Source organism: Arthrobacter rhizosphaerae (assembly GCF_023062595.1).
Lineage (GTDB): Bacteria > Actinomycetota > Actinomycetes > Actinomycetales > Micrococcaceae > Arthrobacter > Arthrobacter rhizosphaerae.
The window spans coordinates 59,109-75,683 of the sequence record NZ_JALLAN010000002.1; the positions used below are offsets into that span (position 1 = coordinate 59,109).

Sequence of the window (16,575 nt, forward strand, 5' to 3'; positions counted from 1 at the left end):
ACTGCACGTGTCTAGGGGAGCCGTCCTTGTCGTTGAAAATGACGAGGACATTGCCGGTCTGATCACCATGATCCTGACCCAAGAGGGATTCGACGTGTGTGCGGTGAGCACAGGTGTTGCGGCGCTCAGACAAGTCACCGAAGTGAACCCTGTGCTGATCACCTTGGAGGCCATTCTTCCCGACGCCGATGGTCATAACGTCGTGACGGAGCTGAGGAAGGTCACTCAAGCGCCGCTGCTCATGGTTACCGGACGTGCTTCAGTCGCCGATGAACTCAACGGTCTGGCTGCCGGCGCTTCGGTCTACCTGACCAAACCCTTCCGCATCAACGACCTCAGGAGTGCCGCCAACGACCTGGCCGGGTCAATCTCGGAGGCAGCGCGGCGCCTGCACGTGCATATGTAACTACGTCCGTTCCTTGCCGCCCCGAGTCTCGGTTCCCGGCTCTCAGGGAATTGCAGCCTACCTCTGGCAGATCATCAGGCTATTTCCATCGGGGTCTTTGAAGTTGAACCACTTATCAAACTGGATTTCCTCCACGTCGGTACTCTTTTCCTTCATGTGCTGATGCGCGTTCTGGATGTCGCCTGTATTGAGAACGACGGCGGCAATTTGGAAGACGGCGTCCGGAGAATAAATCTTGCTGTCGAGGATGAGTCCGGTGCCTTCCATGGGAAGGACGTAAAGGTGGTTGTGCAGGATCTCCCCGTCGGCGGGGACTCCCAGCACGTCGCAGTACCAGTCGCGTGCCTTGTGAAGGTCGCTGACCGGAATGAAAACCATGCCTATCTGAGCTGCTATCGGATTCATGCTGATCCTTTTTGTATATGTGGCTTAGCTGGTCCGCCGCGGTGCCCCGATGGCTGATGCGCTTACTATTGCACGACGGTATGCACCGCGACAAGGATTGAGGAAAACGATTGCCCGCGATGAAGATTGTCGCCGTTGTATCTAACCGATGGGAGGAGGACTCATCAAAACAATCCGCGGGATCAGGCGGCTCCTGACAGAATTGCCTCAACCGGCAAGGACCTTCCATTGGTGCTTTGTCACGATGCTTCTCCTGACCGTTGCTCTAGGTGCTCTGACCCGGATGAACTGGATAGCTCTTGGATTCAGCGGAGCGGGTCTTTTCATGGCCCTATTTGGCCTATACGTCTTCCGGGATATCAACGACACGGCCACCAGCTGGTCGAGAATCTATAAGGAAAGTCGGGGAATCAGGCCGGAGAGCTTTACATTTGCCGATGTACCGACGATTAGGGGTATGGGATTCATGTTCATGGTCGGGGGCTTCTTCTTCGTGGCAGCAGGGTTTGGGATGGCCTTTTCATAGCCCGTTCGATGCATCTCCGTCCTTTTGTTTTGAGACGGTTTTTGAACGGCGCTTCTGACCGTGGGAGTGTGTTCTCATGGGTAAGGTATACGGCGCCATTGACGAGCGGTTGAGAAGATTCATTGCACGGCAGCCGGTCTTTTTTGTGGCCACGGCGCCGCTGTCTGCCGATGGCCACGTCAATGTCTCGCCCCGCGGGCTGCCAGGCACTTTTGCGGTTCTCGACGAGCACACCTTTGCCTGGCTTGATGTCACGGGCAGCGGGAGCGAAACCGTCGCCCACCTCAGGGAGAACGGCCGTGTCACTGTCATGTTCTGCGCCTTCGACGGCCCGCCGAACATCGTCCGACTCCACGGTACCGGTCGCGTCATCAGCCGGTACGACGACGAATTCGAGTCACTCGCCCGGCATTTTGACGAAAAACCAGGGACGAGGGCCGTCATTCTTGTTGACGTCGCCCGTGTTTCGGATTCTTGCGGATGGGGCGTCCCTCTGATGAGCTTCGAAGGTCATCGCGATGTGCTCGGACCCTACTTCGAACGTAAAGGGACTGACGGCAGCGCCGAATACCGGATCGCCAAGAACCGCACCAGCATAGACGGGCTTCCCGCCTACGACTTTGACCCAGCGGAATCAGCTCAGACCTAGACCTGACCTCGAGCCTCGAAGAGAACGAGGTCTGAGCGTCCGTCGTCAGCTGTCACTCCGTGTATCTCGACGGAACGGCCGACGGGCTACTACCACGCCGCCCAAATAGTGTCCTGCTGGGGCGATGCCATCGGGGTCCGGGTGGTACTGCGTCTTGGCTGCCCTAACGACCTCACCATTAACTTTTGCTCGGACGGATCCCGACGAAAGACCCCGGCGGCATTCCTGGCCCAAAGACAGGAGTGGCATCCGGCCGTTTGGCGTGGCGTTCTTCCTCCGCAATGCGTTGTTTCAGGCGCTGCAGTACCCAGGGGAACAGGTGTTCCCGTGCCCAGAGGATGTCATCCGCCCTGGCCTCCCGCCATCTCCGCTCGGGCAGCTCCTTGGGCATCATCGGTTCCAGGGTGTGCGGGACGTTGAGGGTGTCCAGGACCATGGCCGCGATGGTGTGCTGGCCCAGCGGAGAGAAATGCAGCCGGTCAGGATCCCACATCAGCGGATGGGTGAGCTCGCGCAGTGCCCAAAGGTCGGCGATCACGGCGTCGTGGCGGGCAGCGATGATGCGCAGGTTCTCGTTGAAGATGGCCACCTTGCCGCGGGTCCGTCCCAGGACTGGGGTTGCACCCCAGTCCGGGCCTGCGAAAAGCACTACAGTGGCGCCGGTGGAGGCCAACAGCTCCACTGCTGCATCGAGCCTGACGGATAGTTTGTCCGGATCGCTTCTCCTGAAAATCAGGTCATTGCCGCCTCCATTGAGGGTGATCAGATCTGGCCTCAGGGCCATGGCTGGTGCTACCTGCTGATCCAGAATCTGCTGTAGCAGCAGTCCCCGCACCGCGAGGTTCGCGTAGGCGAAATCCTCGTGGCCGATGCTCAGCTCTTCGGCAACACGGTCCGCCCACCCCCGCAGGCCTCCGGGGCTCCGTGGCTCGGGATCCCCTACCCCTTCGGTGAACGAATCCCCTAAAGCCACGTACCGGCTCCAGGGGTGCACGCCGTCCACAGAGACCTCCTGCGTACCGCCACCGCCGCCCGGAAGGTTCATCTCCCCATAGTCCTCCCGCTGAACGCCAGGCGCCATGCCGGTCGGGTCTGGTCCGTACATGAGCGCCATTGGACCCCTTCTCATTCGCACGCTTCAGACCATCACGTCCCTTTCCCGGATAAGGCGGATGGCAGCTGCCGCCACGGCGATGGCTATGGCGGCCATCAGCACGGCGCCCTCGGGATTGAAGGCTTCAACGGGCATGGCTGAAGAATGCCGGAACGGACTCAGGTCCTGAAGCCAAACGGGCAGGCCGAGCAGTTCCCCGAACTGTCCCAGGAACAGGGCGGCCGCCAGTGCCCCCCATCCAACGGCGCTGCTCCAGCGGGGTGCGAGTGCGAACACCAGCAGCGTCAGGGCAGGAAAGATGAGTGCCGCCGGGATGTGGGCCAGGGCTCCGGCAAACACCGTGCCGGGGCTACTGGCACCGGATTGTCCCGATGCGAGTACGACGGCGGCCGAGGCTCCAGCGGCAACGGCAGCCGCCGTCGTCGTAAATACCGCGACGGCGAGGGTGCTGCCGAGCCAGCGGAATCTCGACGCCGGCATGGCCAGCAGGAGTTCGGCCCGCCCTTCCGCCTCTTCGGCCCGAAGCCGCAGCACAGCCTCGATGCCCGCGGCAGCTGCCAGGACCCCGGCGATGCCCAGCATGGCCGTAGTAAACAGGTCGATCAGTCCGACGTCGCCGGGAACAATGCGGCTCATCAGCTCCGCCACGGACGGATTTCCTTCCAATGCGTCGCCGACCACCGGGCCCAGACCGCCGGCCACGGCCCCGAGCGCAGCGGTGGTGAAGCACCAACTGGCCAGGCTTCCACGCTGCAGCCTCCACGCCAAACCGAGCATCGACGCCAGGCCGGCGCCCGCCCGTTCCGCGCCCGAATCGTCCGCAGCGATATAGCTGGCGCCCAGGTCCCTGCCGCTGCGGAGCGCCACGGCAACCACCGCCACGACTACTGTTCCGGCGCCGATAACCAGCAACGGCAGCGGGTCCGTCTCGGTGAATGGCCGGATGCGCTGCGCCCAGCCGATAGGTGAGAACACCGAGGGCCAGGCGGCGGTGACGTGCAGCAGCGATGAATCGGCGGTGCCGAGGGCGTCCCCGGCACCGCGGATCAGGTAGGCGCCACCCACCAGCGCCGCAGCTGTCCCGTTGGCGCTCCTCGCGGAGGGCATAACCTGTGCCACCAGCGCGGCGGCCGCCATGAAGAACAGGCCCACGGCGCCAACAGCCGTCCCCGCCAGTAACGATCCTGATACCGGGAGGTCGGCACCGATGAAACCGGCGGCAACGGCCACTGCGAGGACAACGTTTGCGCAGGTGCCGAGCAGCAGGGTTGCGTACAGGGAAGTCACGCGGGTGACCTGGGTGGAACCGACCAGCTCAGACCGGCCCTGGTCTTCATCCGCCCGGGTGTGCCGGATCACCAGGAACGCACTCATCAATCCTGCCAACACCGCTGTGAACGAATAGCCCTGGAAGAAGGTGACGGCCCCGGAGCTGATGCCGTCGGGAAGCCCGCGCAGGAAAAGGAACGCCGGGCTGGCCGCGGCCACAGAAATCAGGGCGGCCCGCTCGTTGTCCTCGGCAAACTGTGTGGTCACTGCGCTGCCCGCCGCGTAGCCCAGACCGGCGATGCCCAGGATCCAGGCGGCCAGGGTTCCGCGGTCCCTGCGTGCCTGGAGCAGGGCCAGCCGGAGAACGGCGCGCATCACAGCACCTGGCTCTTCTGGCTCTGCTGGCTCTTGTGGCTTGCCTGCCCGGCCGCCTGCAGGCCGTAGTGGCGCATGAACAGCTCCTCGAGGGAAGGGGGTGCGGCCGTGATGGCCGTGATGCCGGCTGTAGCCAAAGCATTCAGGACGTAGCCCAGGTCCGCTGCATCGGCGTCGAACTCTATGGTTGCCCCGTCGATGCTGAGGTCGTGGATTCCCCGCCAGGTGGACAGCACCTCGGGTTTCACCGCCGACGTGACGCGGAAGCGTGTGCGGGTGAGGTGCCGGAGTTCAGCCAGGGTCCCGGATTCCACGGCCACCCCGGACCGTATGATGGTCACCCTGTCACAGAGCTTTTCCACTTCGGACAGGATATGGCTGGACAGCAGCACCGTGGCCCCATCCGAGGTGACCCGGCGGACGTGACGGCGGAACACTGCGTCCATGACCGGGTCCAGGCCCGAGCTCGGCTCGTCCAGGAGGTAGAGCCTGGCGGGGCGGGAAAAGGCCGCGATCAGGGCTGCCTTCTGCCGGTTGCCCTTCGAGTAGGTCCGCGCCTTCTTCCGTGGTTCGAAATCGAACTCGTCAATGAGTTCCCGGCGCAGGTTTTCATCCGCGCCGCCGCGCAGCCCGGCGAGCAGGTCGATGACCTCGCCGCCGGTGAGGTTAGGCCAGAGCGTCACGTCCCCGGGAACGTAGGCAACATCCCGGTGGGCGCGCACCGGCTCAGACCACGGGTCTATGCCGAACACGCGTGCCGTTCCCGACGTCGGCCGCATCAGGCCCAAAAGAATCCGAAGCGTTGTGGACTTTCCTGCCCCGTTGGGTCCGAGGAAACCGTGGACCTCACCTTGCAGTACGGACAGGTCCAGGCCTGCCAGCGCGGACGTGCGTCCGAAATTCTTCACGAGATCCGAGGTGTGGATGACGGGAGTTGAGTCGGTGTTCATGGCCGGTTCCTTGGTTGCAGCTCTCATGCCAAGGCGGTTGCCATGGCACGCCGCAGGCGTTTCCGCATGCGGGCCGACCAGGCTTCCCGGCTCTCCTGTCCTCATCATACGAGCGGTGCATGGCCTCTGGAAGGGGTGCTCACGACGCAGGTGATCGGAGAGAAGGGTGCCGAAGGCGAAGCGATGGTTGGAGTCTGCCAATTCCCGGAACCAATTGCGTAAAGGAACACGTAGCAAAGGATCAAAAAGCGGGTACATCCTACTCGTGCCCTTCGGGGCGGGGGAGCGTTGAATGTAAGTCTGGGGCCGGCGGTGATCGAGCCTTCTGAGACCAAGGTTCGACCCCCAGTCGCCGCCGGCCCCGGCCTGCTGAGCTTTTCCGGCCCGGATACGGACCGGTTGAAGCGTCGACTCGGTAGTGTTTATCGCATGATTCCAATGGTGTGGTTGGTCGGTACTTCTGGCGTGGGCAAATCAACCGTCGGCTGGCAGCTTCAGCAGGCGCTTGAGCATCGGGACGTGCCTGCAGCGTTCGTCGATGCCGATCAGCTGAGGAACGCTGCAGGAGTCGAGGCGACTGCGGATGATTTCGTTGCCGATGGACTCGCGGTGGTGGGGCCGATCTTCCAGCGCGCTGGAGCGAAGGTCCTGATCGTGGCGGGAATGGTCGACGACGCGGCTCATCTCGCTCGCTTGCTGCCAGTCAGCGGGCACCCCCATGTTCTCGTCGTTCATCTGCACGCCTCCGACGAGGCTGTTGTGGACCGCGTCGAGCGGCGTAAGTGGAACGTGGAGCTCGCCGCAGATTCGGTCGACTATGCCCATCGCTTCGACGCAAGGTGGGTGGATATAGAGGTGGACACGACTTGTCAGTCGCCATCCGAGGTCGTCGCGAGCCTGGTTGAACGATTGGAGCGTCTGGCCCGCTCGGAGCGCCTCGACACACCGCTGCCTGTTACACCCGCAACCGATGCCGAGCCCACGTTGACTCTTATAACGGGCGCTGGCGGCGTGGGACTGTCGACAACGGGGTTCCTCGCCTTCCTGCAGCGCATGTGGTCGGGCGAAAGTATCGGGTACATCGACAGCCACCAGGTCGGCATCGTGGGGGCAGACCCTCGCGCGCCGGAGGCCGCGCCGCTACGCGCGGCCACCTCGGCTGCCCTTGCGGCAGGGATGGCCCGTCGCGGGATCCGGCACGTGCTGATAACCGCGGATCCGCTGACGGCCCGTGCACTCGCCGATACCGCAAAGCCTGCGCACATGTTCTGGCTCGACGCATCCGACGACGTGATCGAATCGCGTCATCGCTTCAGGGCGGAGGGCGGCGGGCCGCCTCTTGCCGGCGATCACCGCCTGGGCCTCGACGACCTGAGCATCCGAGCCGCGGTGGCCACGTCGATCGGCGAGGCCCGCGATGAATCACTCCGGCCGAACGGCATCTCGGTCATCAACACCGACGATCTCCCGCCGGACGACGTAGCGGGGCTGATCAATCAATCCGGCGAAGTTGGGAAAAACCTGTGATGGAGCCTGTGGGCTCACCTCGCCTCCCCAGTGAATTGGGCGAGAGCCACTCGCGGGCATCACGAGCATTGCTGCTCAATGGCTCGTCCGGGGTCGGCAAGTCCAGTGCGCTTCACGCACTCGGCGCCGTGCTGGGGGAGCGAAGCGTCTCCCACGCTTTCATTGAACTCGACGAACTCGCACTCTTCTGGCCCCGCCCGGGGGACGACCCCTGGGGTGCCCGTATAGCTCGCGCGAACCTCGCCGCGGTGAGCACCACGTACTGGGCGGCGGGTGTTCAATGCATCGCCGTGGCGCACGTATTCACGGACCGTGAGCACCTGGACGGATGTCGTGCCGCGCTATCGCAGGATGTGGGCCTCTTGAATGCCGAGGCAGTACCGCTTGTGCGCCTGCGTGCGTCCAGGGCAGTGGTCGAGGAACGGCTGCGTAGACGCCATGTGGTTGAAACGCAGTGGGAGCTCGAGGCGTTTCTTGCCGGCTATGAGAGTCTCATTCGAGCACTCGATGACGCGGCACTGGATGACGTCGTTATCGACGTCGACGACCTGACACCCCGGGACGTCGCGGAACGCATCGCGGATGTCGCCGGTTGGTGACGGTGGGGCGACAGACTTGAGTGCTCAAACCCTCTTGCGATCCTTAACTGCAAGTGCTATAAAATCTGTATCAGCGGATATACATCCGGTCTATCAATTTGGATCACAGGAGGTATGCGATGTTGATGCTCAACGATCCTTTCCGCCAATTCGACAGACTGGCCCAGCAGGTCCTCGGCACGACGGCCCGGCCTACAGCTATGCCGATGGACGCCTGGCGTGAAGGGGACGAATTTGTGGTCGCCCTGGATCTGCCCGGTGTAGACGTCGACTCAGTAGACCTGGACGTCGAACACAATGTCCTGACGATCAAGGCTGAACGCAAGGACCCGGTCAGCGAGGATACCGAGATGTTCGCCTCAGAACGTCCCCGCGGGGTGTTCAGCCGGCAGTTGGTCCTCGGCGAGACCCTGGACACCGAGAACGTCAAGGCCACGTACGACGGCGGCGTCCTGACTGTACGGATCCCTGTTGCCGAACAAGCGAAACCCCGCAAGATTGAAATTGAGTCCAAGGGCAAGCAGCAGCAGATCAGCGCCGCCTAAAACCGCCGCCTAAAAGACGGAAACGCAGTGGTCCCCGGCCAATAAGGCCGGGGACCACTTCACCCGAAGCTGCAAAGGGAGCCAGCAGCATCACCCACTTGCCGATAACACGGCCGTTGATCAGGGAGTCCAAATGGACGAAGCCACAATCGTCGGCTACCTCGCCGGATACCTCGCGACTCTCATCGCGGTGTTCCTTTACTTCCTCCCGGGTCTACTGCTCTTCGTTCTGCTCGTGGTGACAGTGGGCCTGTTGCGACTTGTGGCGCAGCCATTTCTATTCCTGATCCACAGACTGCACAGGTGAGTTCCTAAGTAACCGCCGCGAGGCAGTATCGCTTAGTCCGCGACCCGCCTCAGTCCACCATCCGGAACGTTGCATCGGAACGGTCGAGGTCGTTCGCGATGGTCGTCAGGCTGAGGCTGTAGTTACTGTGCCTGATGTAGCGGTCCGGATAGTTGTGCGACCGGAACGATGTCAGGTAGTTGTGCGCCAGCCCCGCTACAGGGAGGAAGGTCGCGTCTGCCTTGAAGATAGCGGAACCGTCATTCTGGACCAGGCTGAATTGGTAGTTCCAGTGGCGCAGGAAGTAGCCGGGCATATCCACCGACTCGAACGAGATGCGACCGTCCGCCTGACTGGCCAGCCCGAGGACTACCCGGAACTGTGAGTCCTTGACCGGCGACGTCGGGAGTTCGAGGCGGACCGTTGAACCGGAGTGCCGAATGTAGCGGTCTGGCACATTGAAGCTTTGCAGCCGGGAGACGCGCCTGCCGGTCTGGGCCGGGTACTGCATAAGGGTGCCGAAACCCAGGGCGTCATACCCTCCGGAGTTGGGGCCGTAGTCGCCGCCTCCGCCGTCGGGCCGCAGGGTGGCAGCGATCTGGCTGACCCAGGGGGTGCTGAGGCCCTTGCGGCCGGAGTAGTGTCCCAGAACCTGATCCCATACCGGCCGGCCCTGCCCGCGTCCGCCCTCACCGGGGACGGTCTGGGTCTGCCAGCCTGCGTGGGCGGCGGTGCTCAAGGGGCCGGACTGCCAGGTGTACGGGGTGAACGGGACGTCGTTGCCGAGGTTGTATTTCGCGACGTACTCGGCCGCCTTGAGGAAGCGGTTGTTATCGTGCCCGTAGCAGTCGATGCCCTGGTTCCAGGCCATTTCGCAGAAGGCGCCCATGAGGCCGATGCCCATAATGCTGTGTGCCTGGTCGCGGCCGCTCTCCTGCCACTGGGCCAGGCCCTCATCCTCGTAGACGTAGGGTACGGCGTTCGGCAGTGAGCCGTTGCCCGCGCCGCTCTGGAAGTACGTAACAGCGCGGTCCACCAGGTCGTCGCGGTCCGCGAAAATACCGATGGCCAGGACCGAGGCCATGTTGCACAGGTCCCAGTTGGCCCAGTAGTTCGTGATGACAGCACCATTGTGATTGGTGAGGAAATGCTCGTTCATCGGGTGGAAAATGTTCAGCAGCATGCCGCGGAACCGCTCGAACTCGAAGTCCGGATGGTCCCGCACCAGCTCGGCGGCGTTCGCGAACTGGTAGCCGTAGATGCCTGCGGCCAGGAAGCGGTCGGCGTTGCCGGTCACTGTGGTTAACGTCCCTGACCAGGCATTGAGGATCCGCACGGCAGCCGCGCCATGAGCGGCCTCGCCGGAGATCCGCCACCGCAGGGCGTTCTGGTACGCGGCGTGGATATCCGCGAACAACGGCCCGTAGTTTGAGCCATCGCCGCCGCGGACGACTGTCTCCACCGGGCGCGGCTGCCACCCGGAACCGGAGCGGCCGTTCGCCACGAGACGGTTCCAGCCTCCCAGCCAGGGCTGGGCACTGTCGGCCACGCGCAACGATATCGCCTCGACGTCAGCCAGTGTATGGACCATGCCTGGATGCGCATACTTGGACGCTCCAAGAGAGACTGTCGCTTGCGGAATGGGGCCGGGCTTGGGCTTGGCCCAGGAGGCGCCGGCCGCACCGGCCGCTACAAGGGGTACAGCAAGGGAGGCACCAGTGATGAAGGATCTGCGTGAAACAGCACTGGGGGATGACTGAAGGTGGCGATAATTCGTCGTCATTGACTTCCGTTCGCTAGGGAATTCCTGAGAAATGAGCCGATCGGACACCGGGACGACGACGCCGTCGCTCTGGCAGGGGCCCAAACCCGCGGCGCCTCACAGCAATACAGCGAGGGAAGGGAACGGGGAAGGAGGCACGCAAATGCACTCACCCGAGTAGAACACCCGTCCGCAGCACTGAGGACTTGATTTGTGAGACCCGAGAGGGCGGGAAATCGTTATCCCGCTCGGGCTTATACTCACACGTGCAAGGCGGAGGTTCAAGAGGTCAGGCTGCCTTTTCTTCGGTGGACCCCTATGCCACCGTGTTGCGGAGGCTTCCCAATCCTCCGAGGCTGATCTCCACACGGTCACCCGGCTGCACCGCCACGGCTGTGCCCGGCGCACCGGTCATCACCACGTCTCCCGGTTCCAGCGTCAGCCACGATGTGACGTAGACGAGGCAGTCCACCACAGAGGAGGGCAGGTTGAAAGTGCCGGACTTTGCACGGATTTCCCCATTAACGGCGACGTCGATGCCCACCAGGTCCGGATCCGGCAGGTCGGTTTCGATCCATGGGCCCGGGGGTGTGTAATTGACCCCGGCCTTCCCTTGGAAGTTCCGCTCATCCACGGCCCCCTGGTCCACATTGGTGACGTCGTTGACGCAGGTGAACCCCAGAACATGCTCGAGGGCGTTCTCTGCGTTAAGCGAGGTTGCGCTTTTCCCGATGACGACGGCGAGCTCACCTTCGACATTGACCGTGCCCCTGTCCCGGGCAGCCACGATCACATCCTGCGGGTTGGCCACTGTGTGCACTGACTTATGCCATGCCTGGATGGGTAAAGGGTGATTGTTGATGGTCAGGTTATGGGCAATACCCACGACGACGGCGGGCCGCACCGGAGCCAGGAAAACCGCCTCCGCCTCGGGTGTGGAACCGCCGGTGAAGCTCAAGGTGTCCGCGAACAGATCGTTCACGTGATCCCAGTTGCCATCGCGCTCCACAGCAAACTGCGGCCCGGCGGGTGTCTTAATTCTTGCGAGGCGCAAGGAGTCTCCTTGGTGATATTGGCGGCAACCCGCCGTCGTCGGCTATTGCAGGTACTTGAAAACACTCCACGGAGCCCGCACCACAAAAGTGCAGGTGCTGTTGTGACGCGCCCCGAAGGTGGGCCGCCGGTCACCGGACTCCGCGCGGAAGAACGCTGGTTCCCCGCAGGCAAGGCATGTCAAGTGCTCACGCCGGGATCTGCGCCAGGATTCTTCCCTGGCCCCGAATTCCGTGGCATCCCAGTCCTTGCCGTCCACCAAACTCATGGCACGTTTCACTCTTGAATTCCTTCACAATGATCTGGCCCGGGGAATCAACTCGAAGTAGGTAGCAGTAGATGTGCTTTTGAGGGCTCAAAACAACACCTACTGCTACCCAGTTGGGGGGGGCACAACGCCTGTGTTAGGTGGCACGCAGGCTCAGGCGGTTTTTGAATGCGGCCGCTTCCAGGACTTCCCGGTTGATCACAAACTCAGGTGTGCGGCCATTGGCCACATCAACGATGGCGCGGACGCAGCTGCCGCCGTTTCCCAGCGACATCTCGTCCGTCCAGGACAGGCAATGAGGGGACAGCGTCACGTTGGGCAGGCCGATGAGTTCGTTGGCTACGGGCTCCTCTTCGAACACGTCCAGCCCGGCGCCGGCAATTGTGCCGCTGACCAGGGCCGCAATCAGGTCCGGCTCGTTGATGATGGGACCGCGCGCCATGTTAATGACGACGGCGGTGGGTTTCATCCGTTCCAGGATGGCGGCGTTAACAATGTGCCGGGTCTGGTCGGTCAGGACTGCCATCACAATCAGCGCGTCGCAGCAGGCGGCCACGTCTTCCAGCCCCATAAGGTCGACGCCGAGCTCGGCCGCGCGTTCCGGCGGGCAAAAGGGATCGTACCCCACGCAGCGGACGCCAAACGGCTGGAGCAGGCGGATCAGTTCTCCGCCGGTGTTGCCGACGCCGAGGAGGCCAACCGTCTTCCCTGACAAGCCCGTCCCCATGAATCCCTCACGCAGATCCCAGCGCTGTTCCCGGACCAGGCGGTCCTTGGTCACGGTGTGGTGCATCACGGAGAGCAGCATGGACAATGTGGCGGTCGCAACCGGTCCGCGGGCGCCGTCGGGAGTGATGGTTGCCACCGTCCCGGCGGCCGTGCACGCCTTGAGGTCGACGGCGTCGAATCCGACGCCGAACCGGGCCAGGATCAGTGGGGGATTGGCTACTCCGCCGAAGGATTCCGCCGTCACGGCGGGGGCGGCGTACAGGATCGCATCGTAGCGCTCCATCTGCGCCGGCGTCAGGGCTGCCGCCGAATCCTGCATATACTCCCAGTCCAGGCCTGCGTCGTCGAGTCCGGCGAGGCCGATATCGCCCCAGACGTTCCGTCCGGCGGGGTCAAGGAAATCAGGGGAAATGCCCACGGTGAATGTCATTAGAAGACCGCCAAAGGGTTAACGGGCGAACCTGTGCCGCGGGGAATGTTGAGGGGAGCCACCACAAACATGAAGCGGTAGCGGTCCTCCTCGGCGCAGGCCGCACCGAGAGGTTCGAGGTCGAGGTTGTCAAGGAGGGGCAGACCCATTGCCGTGATCGCCAGGATATGGATGGGGGAGTGGATGCCGGGGGTGGGCGAGGGCCTAACGTCGGAATCGCCGTCGCCGCCCAGGACACTGATCCCGCGCTCTGCCAGCAGCGGCATGCAGTCAACGTGAAGGCCCGCGCTCAGGTCCGAGGAGTCCCAGATTCCCAGTTCGGCTGCGCGCCGGAAGTGTCCCGTGCGGATCAGAACCGCATCGCCGGCTGTGATCTTCACTCCAAGCTTTGCCTCCGCTTCAAGAATGTCGGAGGCACGGATCGCGGTGCCGGGCTCGAGCCACGGCACGTCAAAGAGGACAGTGAAGTCCAGCAGTACGGCGGGGGTTACCAGTGAGCCGAGTGCGCTGACGGAGCCGAAATCGGCGCCGGTGGCGGTGACCACGTCCTTGGAGGTCTGCCCTTCATAGAGCAGGCCCTTGTAGGCGATGTGGCTCAGCGCGTCCAGATGGCTGACGGCCTTGCCGTGATAGTCGACGCCGATGAAGTCCTTGTTACAGGACGGTTCCGGCGCCTCACGGACACCGAGATCCGTCATGTAGTGGAGGGCCGGATTGGCATTGGAGGGCCCGCTCACCGTATTCCAGGGCAAGGCAGTAGGAACCACCCGCCCGCTGCGGACCAGGGATGCTGCTTCCACCACGGAGGCAGGAGTTACGGCTTGCCAGGCCCCCGCAGACGGATTGCTGTACGTGCCCCAGGTTTTTACCTCTTCGAAGACCTCCTCGAAGCGGGCTTTGTCCACGGCTGGCCCGTTATTGGCCGGCTCTCGATAGAGTGAGGTTGCGCTGATGTCTTCCGCACACACGGTGTACTCCTTGAAATTTAGGGACCGTCCTGGAACCCGGTCTGTTGCCTCCAACAGGAAGGCCAGACGGCCACATGAGATGCCACCGGTCCTGAGAAGGAGATGGGAGGGGGTGACTCGGCAATGATAAGCCAATATACTGGCCGAAAGTCAATATCTTGGATTAGGGGAAGCGAAACATGACGACAGAGACTACTGCAGGCACACAAAGTTCCGTGCCTGCCATTACCCGGGCTATGGCCATCCTTGACCTCATCGCCGAGGCGGGACAGGCTGGCGTCAGCGTGCCGGAGATTGCCAAGTCGATGGATCTGGCCAAGTCCTCCACGGCCAACATCGTTGCAGCCCTGGAGGGTGAAGGCATGCTGCGGCGCTCGGATGGCCGGTTTACATTGGGCCGGCGCATCCTGTCCCTGGCCGGGGACTATCTCCGCTCAGCGGACCAGCTCTCCGAGTTTTACGCTCTCTGCCGCCGCTCCAAGCTCATTTCCCGCGAGGCGGCCAGGCTCGCGTTGCTCGACGGAACCGACGTCCTTTACCTTGCCCGCTATGAAGGAACCAACCCCATCAGGCTGACGGCAAACATCGGCGACCGCTACCCTGCCCACGTCACGGCGACCGGAAAAGCCGTACTTGCCACGCTTCCTGACGCGGTAGTGGAGGACCGTTACCGTGGCAAGTCCTTTGTCGCCTTCACGCCGAAGTCTTTGACGAGCGTCCCGGAACTGCTGGCCGAACTGCAGGCGTCCCGGCGCCGCGGCTACTTCATGGACGACGAAGAGACCACTGTTGGCGTTGTCTGCTTTTCGGTCCCAGTGGTGGACATCCCTGGCAAACCGGCCCAATTCGCCATCAGCGCGACGCTCCTCAAGGCCCGTGCCGACGAGCTGAAGCATGAGGACATTGTGGGCGAGCTGCAGCAGATTGCCCGCGCCCTGGCCAATCCCCTCAGTTCACACTCCCTCTAGCTCGTCACTCCCCTAGAACCTATGGCCGACTGCCCCAGCTGACTGGGGCGGTTAGACCAAGAGTGCCCGGATTTCCCCGCTTTTCCTGCTCCCGAAGCTCCCATCTCGAAGACACGTAGCGACCGACTGGCAATCCACTCTTGACCAACATGTTGGTCGTAGTACAGGATATTGGTCAGCAGGTCATTGGTGACCACCCAGAAATTTACGCAGCACTGGGGCTGCAAGGAGCGAACATGGGACTCAACCCTCCCTCGATGCCGCTGATTCACATTGAAGAATTGTCCAAGCGGTTCGGAGTGAACGCAGCTCTACAGGACGTCAACCTCACACTGGAAGCAGGCAGCATCCATGCACTGCTCGGCCAGAACGGGGCCGGCAAGTCCACCATTATCAAGATTCTTTCCGGGCTCTACACGCCCACCAGCGGCCGCATCACGGTGGCCGGGCACGCCCTCGGAACCCCCGAAGCCACGGCCAACATGGCCTTCATCCATCAGGACCTCGGCCTGGTGGACTCCATGACCATCGCCGAGAACATTGCCCTGAGCACCGGGTTTGGCCGCTCCGGGGGTTTCATCTCCTGGCGCCAGGTGCGTGACGACGCCGCCGAGGCCCTTCAGACAGTGGCGTCCCACCTGGAACCTGACCGCTACGTCTCCGAATTGAGCCGGGCGGACAAGTCGCTGGTGGCAATCGCCCGGGCTCTGGCCTCCAACGCCTCGGTGATCGTCTTGGACGAGCCAACCGCAAGCCTTCCCGCAGCAGATTCCCGCCGGCTCTTCGACGTGCTGGAAAAGCTGCGGAGCCAGGGCCACGGGCTCCTTTACGTCAGCCACCGGCTCGACGAAGTGTTCGCCATTTCAGATACCGTCACAGTCTTGCGTGACGGCCGCCTGATCCACAGCGGACCCATTGCCCAGAAGTCTCCTCGCGAGCTCGTGGTGGATATTGTCGGCCGCAAGCCCGTCAGCTACTCCTCCGGCAGCGGCGTCCAGCAGGACGTCCAGCGGCTGGAGGTGCATGAGCTGACCACCTCGCAGACCCAAGCTGTCTCCTTTACAGTCCACGCCGGCGAAGTCGTCGGAATGGTGGGGCTGACCGGTGCCGGACACATGGAACTAGGAAGGGCATTGGCCGGGGCGTGCAGGATCACCTCGGGCAGGGTGAAGCTCGATTCCAAGGACTACCAGCCGCGGACGCCGTCGGAAGCTGTTGACTCAGGCGTCGGCTTCGTTACCAGCAACAGGATGGAAGAGGGCTGTGCCCCTGAGCTGACCCTCCGGGAGAACTTCCTTCCCAACCCCGCCATCCGCTCCAAGAACCCTTTCGCCTGGACCAGCCCCAAGACCGAACGGAAGCTGGCCGCCGAACTCGTGGAACGGTACGGGGTCAGGCCGGCGCTCACGGAGGTGGCCATCGCCACGCTTTCGGGCGGCAACCAGCAGAAGATCATGATCGGCCGCTGGCTGAGCACCAGGCGAAAGCTCATCATCCTTGAGGAACCGACGGCGGGGGTGGACGTCGGCGCGAAAGCCGACATCTACACCCTCCTGGAGGAGTCACTTGCGGGCGGGCTTGCCGTCCTGATGATCTCCACAGACTTCGAAGAAGTCGCCAACGTCTGCCATCGGGCACTCGTTTTTGTCCAGGGAACAGTCACAGCCGAGTTGTCCGGCGCCGAGCTGTCCATTGCAAACCTCACCGCGGCGGCCTCCGGTGCTGCTCTGACTTCGGAGTAATCCT

General features: G+C 63.0%; 18 protein-coding genes. 9 read left to right on the forward strand and 9 right to left on the reverse strand.

Features of this window, described 5'->3' with window-relative positions; genetic code table 11:
* Positions 1 to 7 precede the first annotated feature (7 nt).
* On the forward strand, positions 8 to 406 hold the full coding sequence (locus tag MU551_RS02930; protein WP_247040657.1) for a response regulator transcription factor: 399 nt from the start codon (positions 8 to 10) through the stop codon (positions 404 to 406).
* Positions 407 to 463: 57 nt separating this feature from the next.
* Here MU551_RS02930 and MU551_RS02935 read toward each other — a convergent pair whose 3' ends face one another.
* Entirely contained in the window at positions 464 to 811 is a 348-nt protein-coding gene (locus tag MU551_RS02935) for a VOC family protein (protein WP_247040658.1), read from the reverse strand.
* 244 nt (positions 812 to 1,055) lie between these two features.
* On the opposite strand from MU551_RS02935, the gene MU551_RS02940 reads away from it, so the two are divergent.
* Together MU551_RS02940 and MU551_RS02945 are read left to right on the forward strand one after the other, a co-directional pair.
* Positions 1,056 to 1,337, forward strand: a complete 282-nt coding sequence (locus MU551_RS02940) for a hypothetical protein (RefSeq protein ID WP_247040659.1) — start codon at positions 1,056 to 1,058, stop codon at positions 1,335 to 1,337.
* Positions 1,338 to 1,413: 76 nt separating this feature from the next.
* Positions 1,414 to 1,986, forward strand: a complete 573-nt coding sequence (locus MU551_RS02945) for a pyridoxamine 5'-phosphate oxidase family protein (RefSeq protein WP_247040660.1) — start codon at positions 1,414 to 1,416, stop codon at positions 1,984 to 1,986.
* A 178-nt stretch (positions 1,987 to 2,164) separates the two neighbouring features.
* Here MU551_RS02945 and MU551_RS02950 read toward each other — a convergent pair whose 3' ends face one another.
* The 3 genes from MU551_RS02950 to MU551_RS02960 all read right to left on the reverse strand — a co-directional run bounded on the left by MU551_RS02950 (position 2,165) and on the right by MU551_RS02960 (position 5,694).
* Positions 2,165 to 3,031, reverse strand: coding sequence for an SGNH/GDSL hydrolase family protein (locus MU551_RS02950; RefSeq protein ID WP_247041109.1), 867 nt, complete (start codon positions 3,029 to 3,031; stop codon positions 2,165 to 2,167).
* Between the two features lie 93 nt (positions 3,032 to 3,124).
* On the reverse strand, positions 3,125 to 4,744 hold the full coding sequence (locus MU551_RS02955; protein WP_247040661.1) for an ABC transporter permease: 1,620 nt from the start codon (positions 4,742 to 4,744) through the stop codon (positions 3,125 to 3,127).
* Positions 4,744 to 5,694 (reverse strand): ABC transporter ATP-binding protein, encoded by a 951-nt coding sequence (locus MU551_RS02960; protein WP_247040662.1) that lies wholly within the window; start codon positions 5,692 to 5,694, stop codon positions 4,744 to 4,746. Before MU551_RS02960 ends, MU551_RS02955 begins: the two co-directional genes overlap by 1 nt.
* A 429-nt stretch (positions 5,695 to 6,123) precedes the next feature.
* On the opposite strand from MU551_RS02960, the gene MU551_RS02965 reads away from it, so the two are divergent.
* From MU551_RS02965 to MU551_RS02980, 4 genes are all read left to right on the forward strand, one after another.
* The gene (locus MU551_RS02965) at positions 6,124 to 7,221 is read left to right on the forward strand and encodes an AAA family ATPase (protein WP_247040663.1); all 1,098 of its coding nucleotides are present in this window, start codon (positions 6,124 to 6,126) and stop codon (positions 7,219 to 7,221) included.
* Positions 7,218 to 7,820: a hypothetical protein gene (locus tag MU551_RS02970; protein ID WP_247040664.1), complete on the forward strand. Its 603-nt coding sequence runs from the start codon at positions 7,218 to 7,220 to the stop codon at positions 7,818 to 7,820. The genes MU551_RS02965 and MU551_RS02970 overlap by 4 nt, the downstream gene beginning before the upstream one ends.
* A gap of 119 nt (positions 7,821 to 7,939) precedes the next feature.
* Entirely contained in the window at positions 7,940 to 8,365 is a 426-nt protein-coding gene (locus MU551_RS02975; RefSeq protein ID WP_247040665.1) for an Hsp20/alpha crystallin family protein, read from the forward strand.
* A gap of 133 nt (positions 8,366 to 8,498) precedes the next feature.
* On the forward strand, positions 8,499 to 8,672 hold the full coding sequence (locus tag MU551_RS02980) for a hypothetical protein (protein ID WP_247040666.1): 174 nt from the start codon (positions 8,499 to 8,501) through the stop codon (positions 8,670 to 8,672).
* Between the two features lie 49 nt (positions 8,673 to 8,721).
* Here MU551_RS02980 and MU551_RS02985 read toward each other — a convergent pair whose 3' ends face one another.
* The 5 genes from MU551_RS02985 to MU551_RS03005 form a co-directional block, all read right to left on the reverse strand.
* Complete coding sequence (locus tag MU551_RS02985; RefSeq protein WP_247040667.1) at positions 8,722 to 10,434, reverse strand: AbfB domain-containing protein; 1,713 nt, start codon at positions 10,432 to 10,434, stop codon at positions 8,722 to 8,724.
* A gap of 295 nt (positions 10,435 to 10,729) precedes the next feature.
* On the reverse strand, positions 10,730 to 11,467 hold the full coding sequence (locus MU551_RS02990) for a fumarylacetoacetate hydrolase family protein (RefSeq protein WP_247040668.1): 738 nt from the start codon (positions 11,465 to 11,467) through the stop codon (positions 10,730 to 10,732).
* 42 nt (positions 11,468 to 11,509) lie between these two features.
* The gene (locus MU551_RS02995; RefSeq protein ID WP_247040669.1) at positions 11,510 to 11,746 is read right to left on the reverse strand and encodes a hypothetical protein; all 237 of its coding nucleotides are present in this window, start codon (positions 11,744 to 11,746) and stop codon (positions 11,510 to 11,512) included.
* Positions 11,747 to 11,870: 124 nt separating this feature from the next.
* On the reverse strand, positions 11,871 to 12,893 hold the full coding sequence (locus tag MU551_RS03000; protein ID WP_247040670.1) for an NAD(P)-dependent oxidoreductase: 1,023 nt from the start codon (positions 12,891 to 12,893) through the stop codon (positions 11,871 to 11,873).
* Positions 12,893 to 13,861: a cyclase family protein gene (locus tag MU551_RS03005; RefSeq protein WP_247040671.1), complete on the reverse strand. Its 969-nt coding sequence runs from the start codon at positions 13,859 to 13,861 to the stop codon at positions 12,893 to 12,895. Before MU551_RS03005 ends, MU551_RS03000 begins: the two co-directional genes overlap by 1 nt.
* A gap of 179 nt (positions 13,862 to 14,040) precedes the next feature.
* On the opposite strand from MU551_RS03005, the gene MU551_RS03010 reads away from it, so the two are divergent.
* Both MU551_RS03010 and MU551_RS03015 read left to right on the forward strand, forming a co-directional pair.
* Complete coding sequence (locus MU551_RS03010; protein WP_247040672.1) at positions 14,041 to 14,829, forward strand: IclR family transcriptional regulator; 789 nt, start codon at positions 14,041 to 14,043, stop codon at positions 14,827 to 14,829.
* A gap of 236 nt (positions 14,830 to 15,065) precedes the next feature.
* Positions 15,066 to 16,571, forward strand: a complete 1,506-nt coding sequence (locus tag MU551_RS03015) for a sugar ABC transporter ATP-binding protein (protein ID WP_247040673.1) — start codon at positions 15,066 to 15,068, stop codon at positions 16,569 to 16,571.
* Positions 16,572 to 16,575 lie beyond the last annotated feature (4 nt).

Excerpts from the sequence above, each read along its gene's own strand:
- MU551_RS02935 (WP_247040658.1), bottom strand. The coding sequence starts at position 811 with ATGAATCCGATAGCAGCTCAGATAGGCATGGTTTTCATTCCGGTCAGC.
- MU551_RS02940 (WP_247040659.1), top strand. The coding sequence starts at position 1,056 with ATGCTTCTCCTGACCGTTGCTCTAGGTGCTCTGACCCGGATGAACTGG.
- MU551_RS02945 (WP_247040660.1), top strand. The coding sequence starts at position 1,414 with ATGGGTAAGGTATACGGCGCCATTGACGAGCGGTTGAGAAGATTCATT.
- MU551_RS02950 (WP_247041109.1), bottom strand. The coding sequence starts at position 3,031 with ATGAACCTTCCGGGCGGCGGTGGCGGTACGCAGGAGGTCTCTGTGGAC.
- MU551_RS02955 (WP_247040661.1), bottom strand. The coding sequence starts at position 4,744 with ATGCGCGCCGTTCTCCGGCTGGCCCTGCTCCAGGCACGCAGGGACCGC.
- MU551_RS02960 (WP_247040662.1), bottom strand. The coding sequence starts at position 5,694 with ATGAACACCGACTCAACTCCCGTCATCCACACCTCGGATCTCGTGAAG.
- MU551_RS02965 (WP_247040663.1), top strand. The coding sequence starts at position 6,124 with ATGATTCCAATGGTGTGGTTGGTCGGTACTTCTGGCGTGGGCAAATCA.
- MU551_RS02975 (WP_247040665.1), top strand. The coding sequence starts at position 7,940 with ATGTTGATGCTCAACGATCCTTTCCGCCAATTCGACAGACTGGCCCAG.
- MU551_RS02980 (WP_247040666.1), top strand. The coding sequence starts at position 8,499 with ATGGACGAAGCCACAATCGTCGGCTACCTCGCCGGATACCTCGCGACT.
- MU551_RS02985 (WP_247040667.1), bottom strand. The coding sequence starts at position 10,434 with ATGACGACGAATTATCGCCACCTTCAGTCATCCCCCAGTGCTGTTTCA.
- MU551_RS03000 (WP_247040670.1), bottom strand. The coding sequence starts at position 12,893 with ATGACATTCACCGTGGGCATTTCCCCTGATTTCCTTGACCCCGCCGGA.
- MU551_RS03010 (WP_247040672.1), top strand. The coding sequence starts at position 14,041 with ATGACGACAGAGACTACTGCAGGCACACAAAGTTCCGTGCCTGCCATT.
- MU551_RS03015 (WP_247040673.1), top strand. The coding sequence starts at position 15,066 with ATGGGACTCAACCCTCCCTCGATGCCGCTGATTCACATTGAAGAATTG.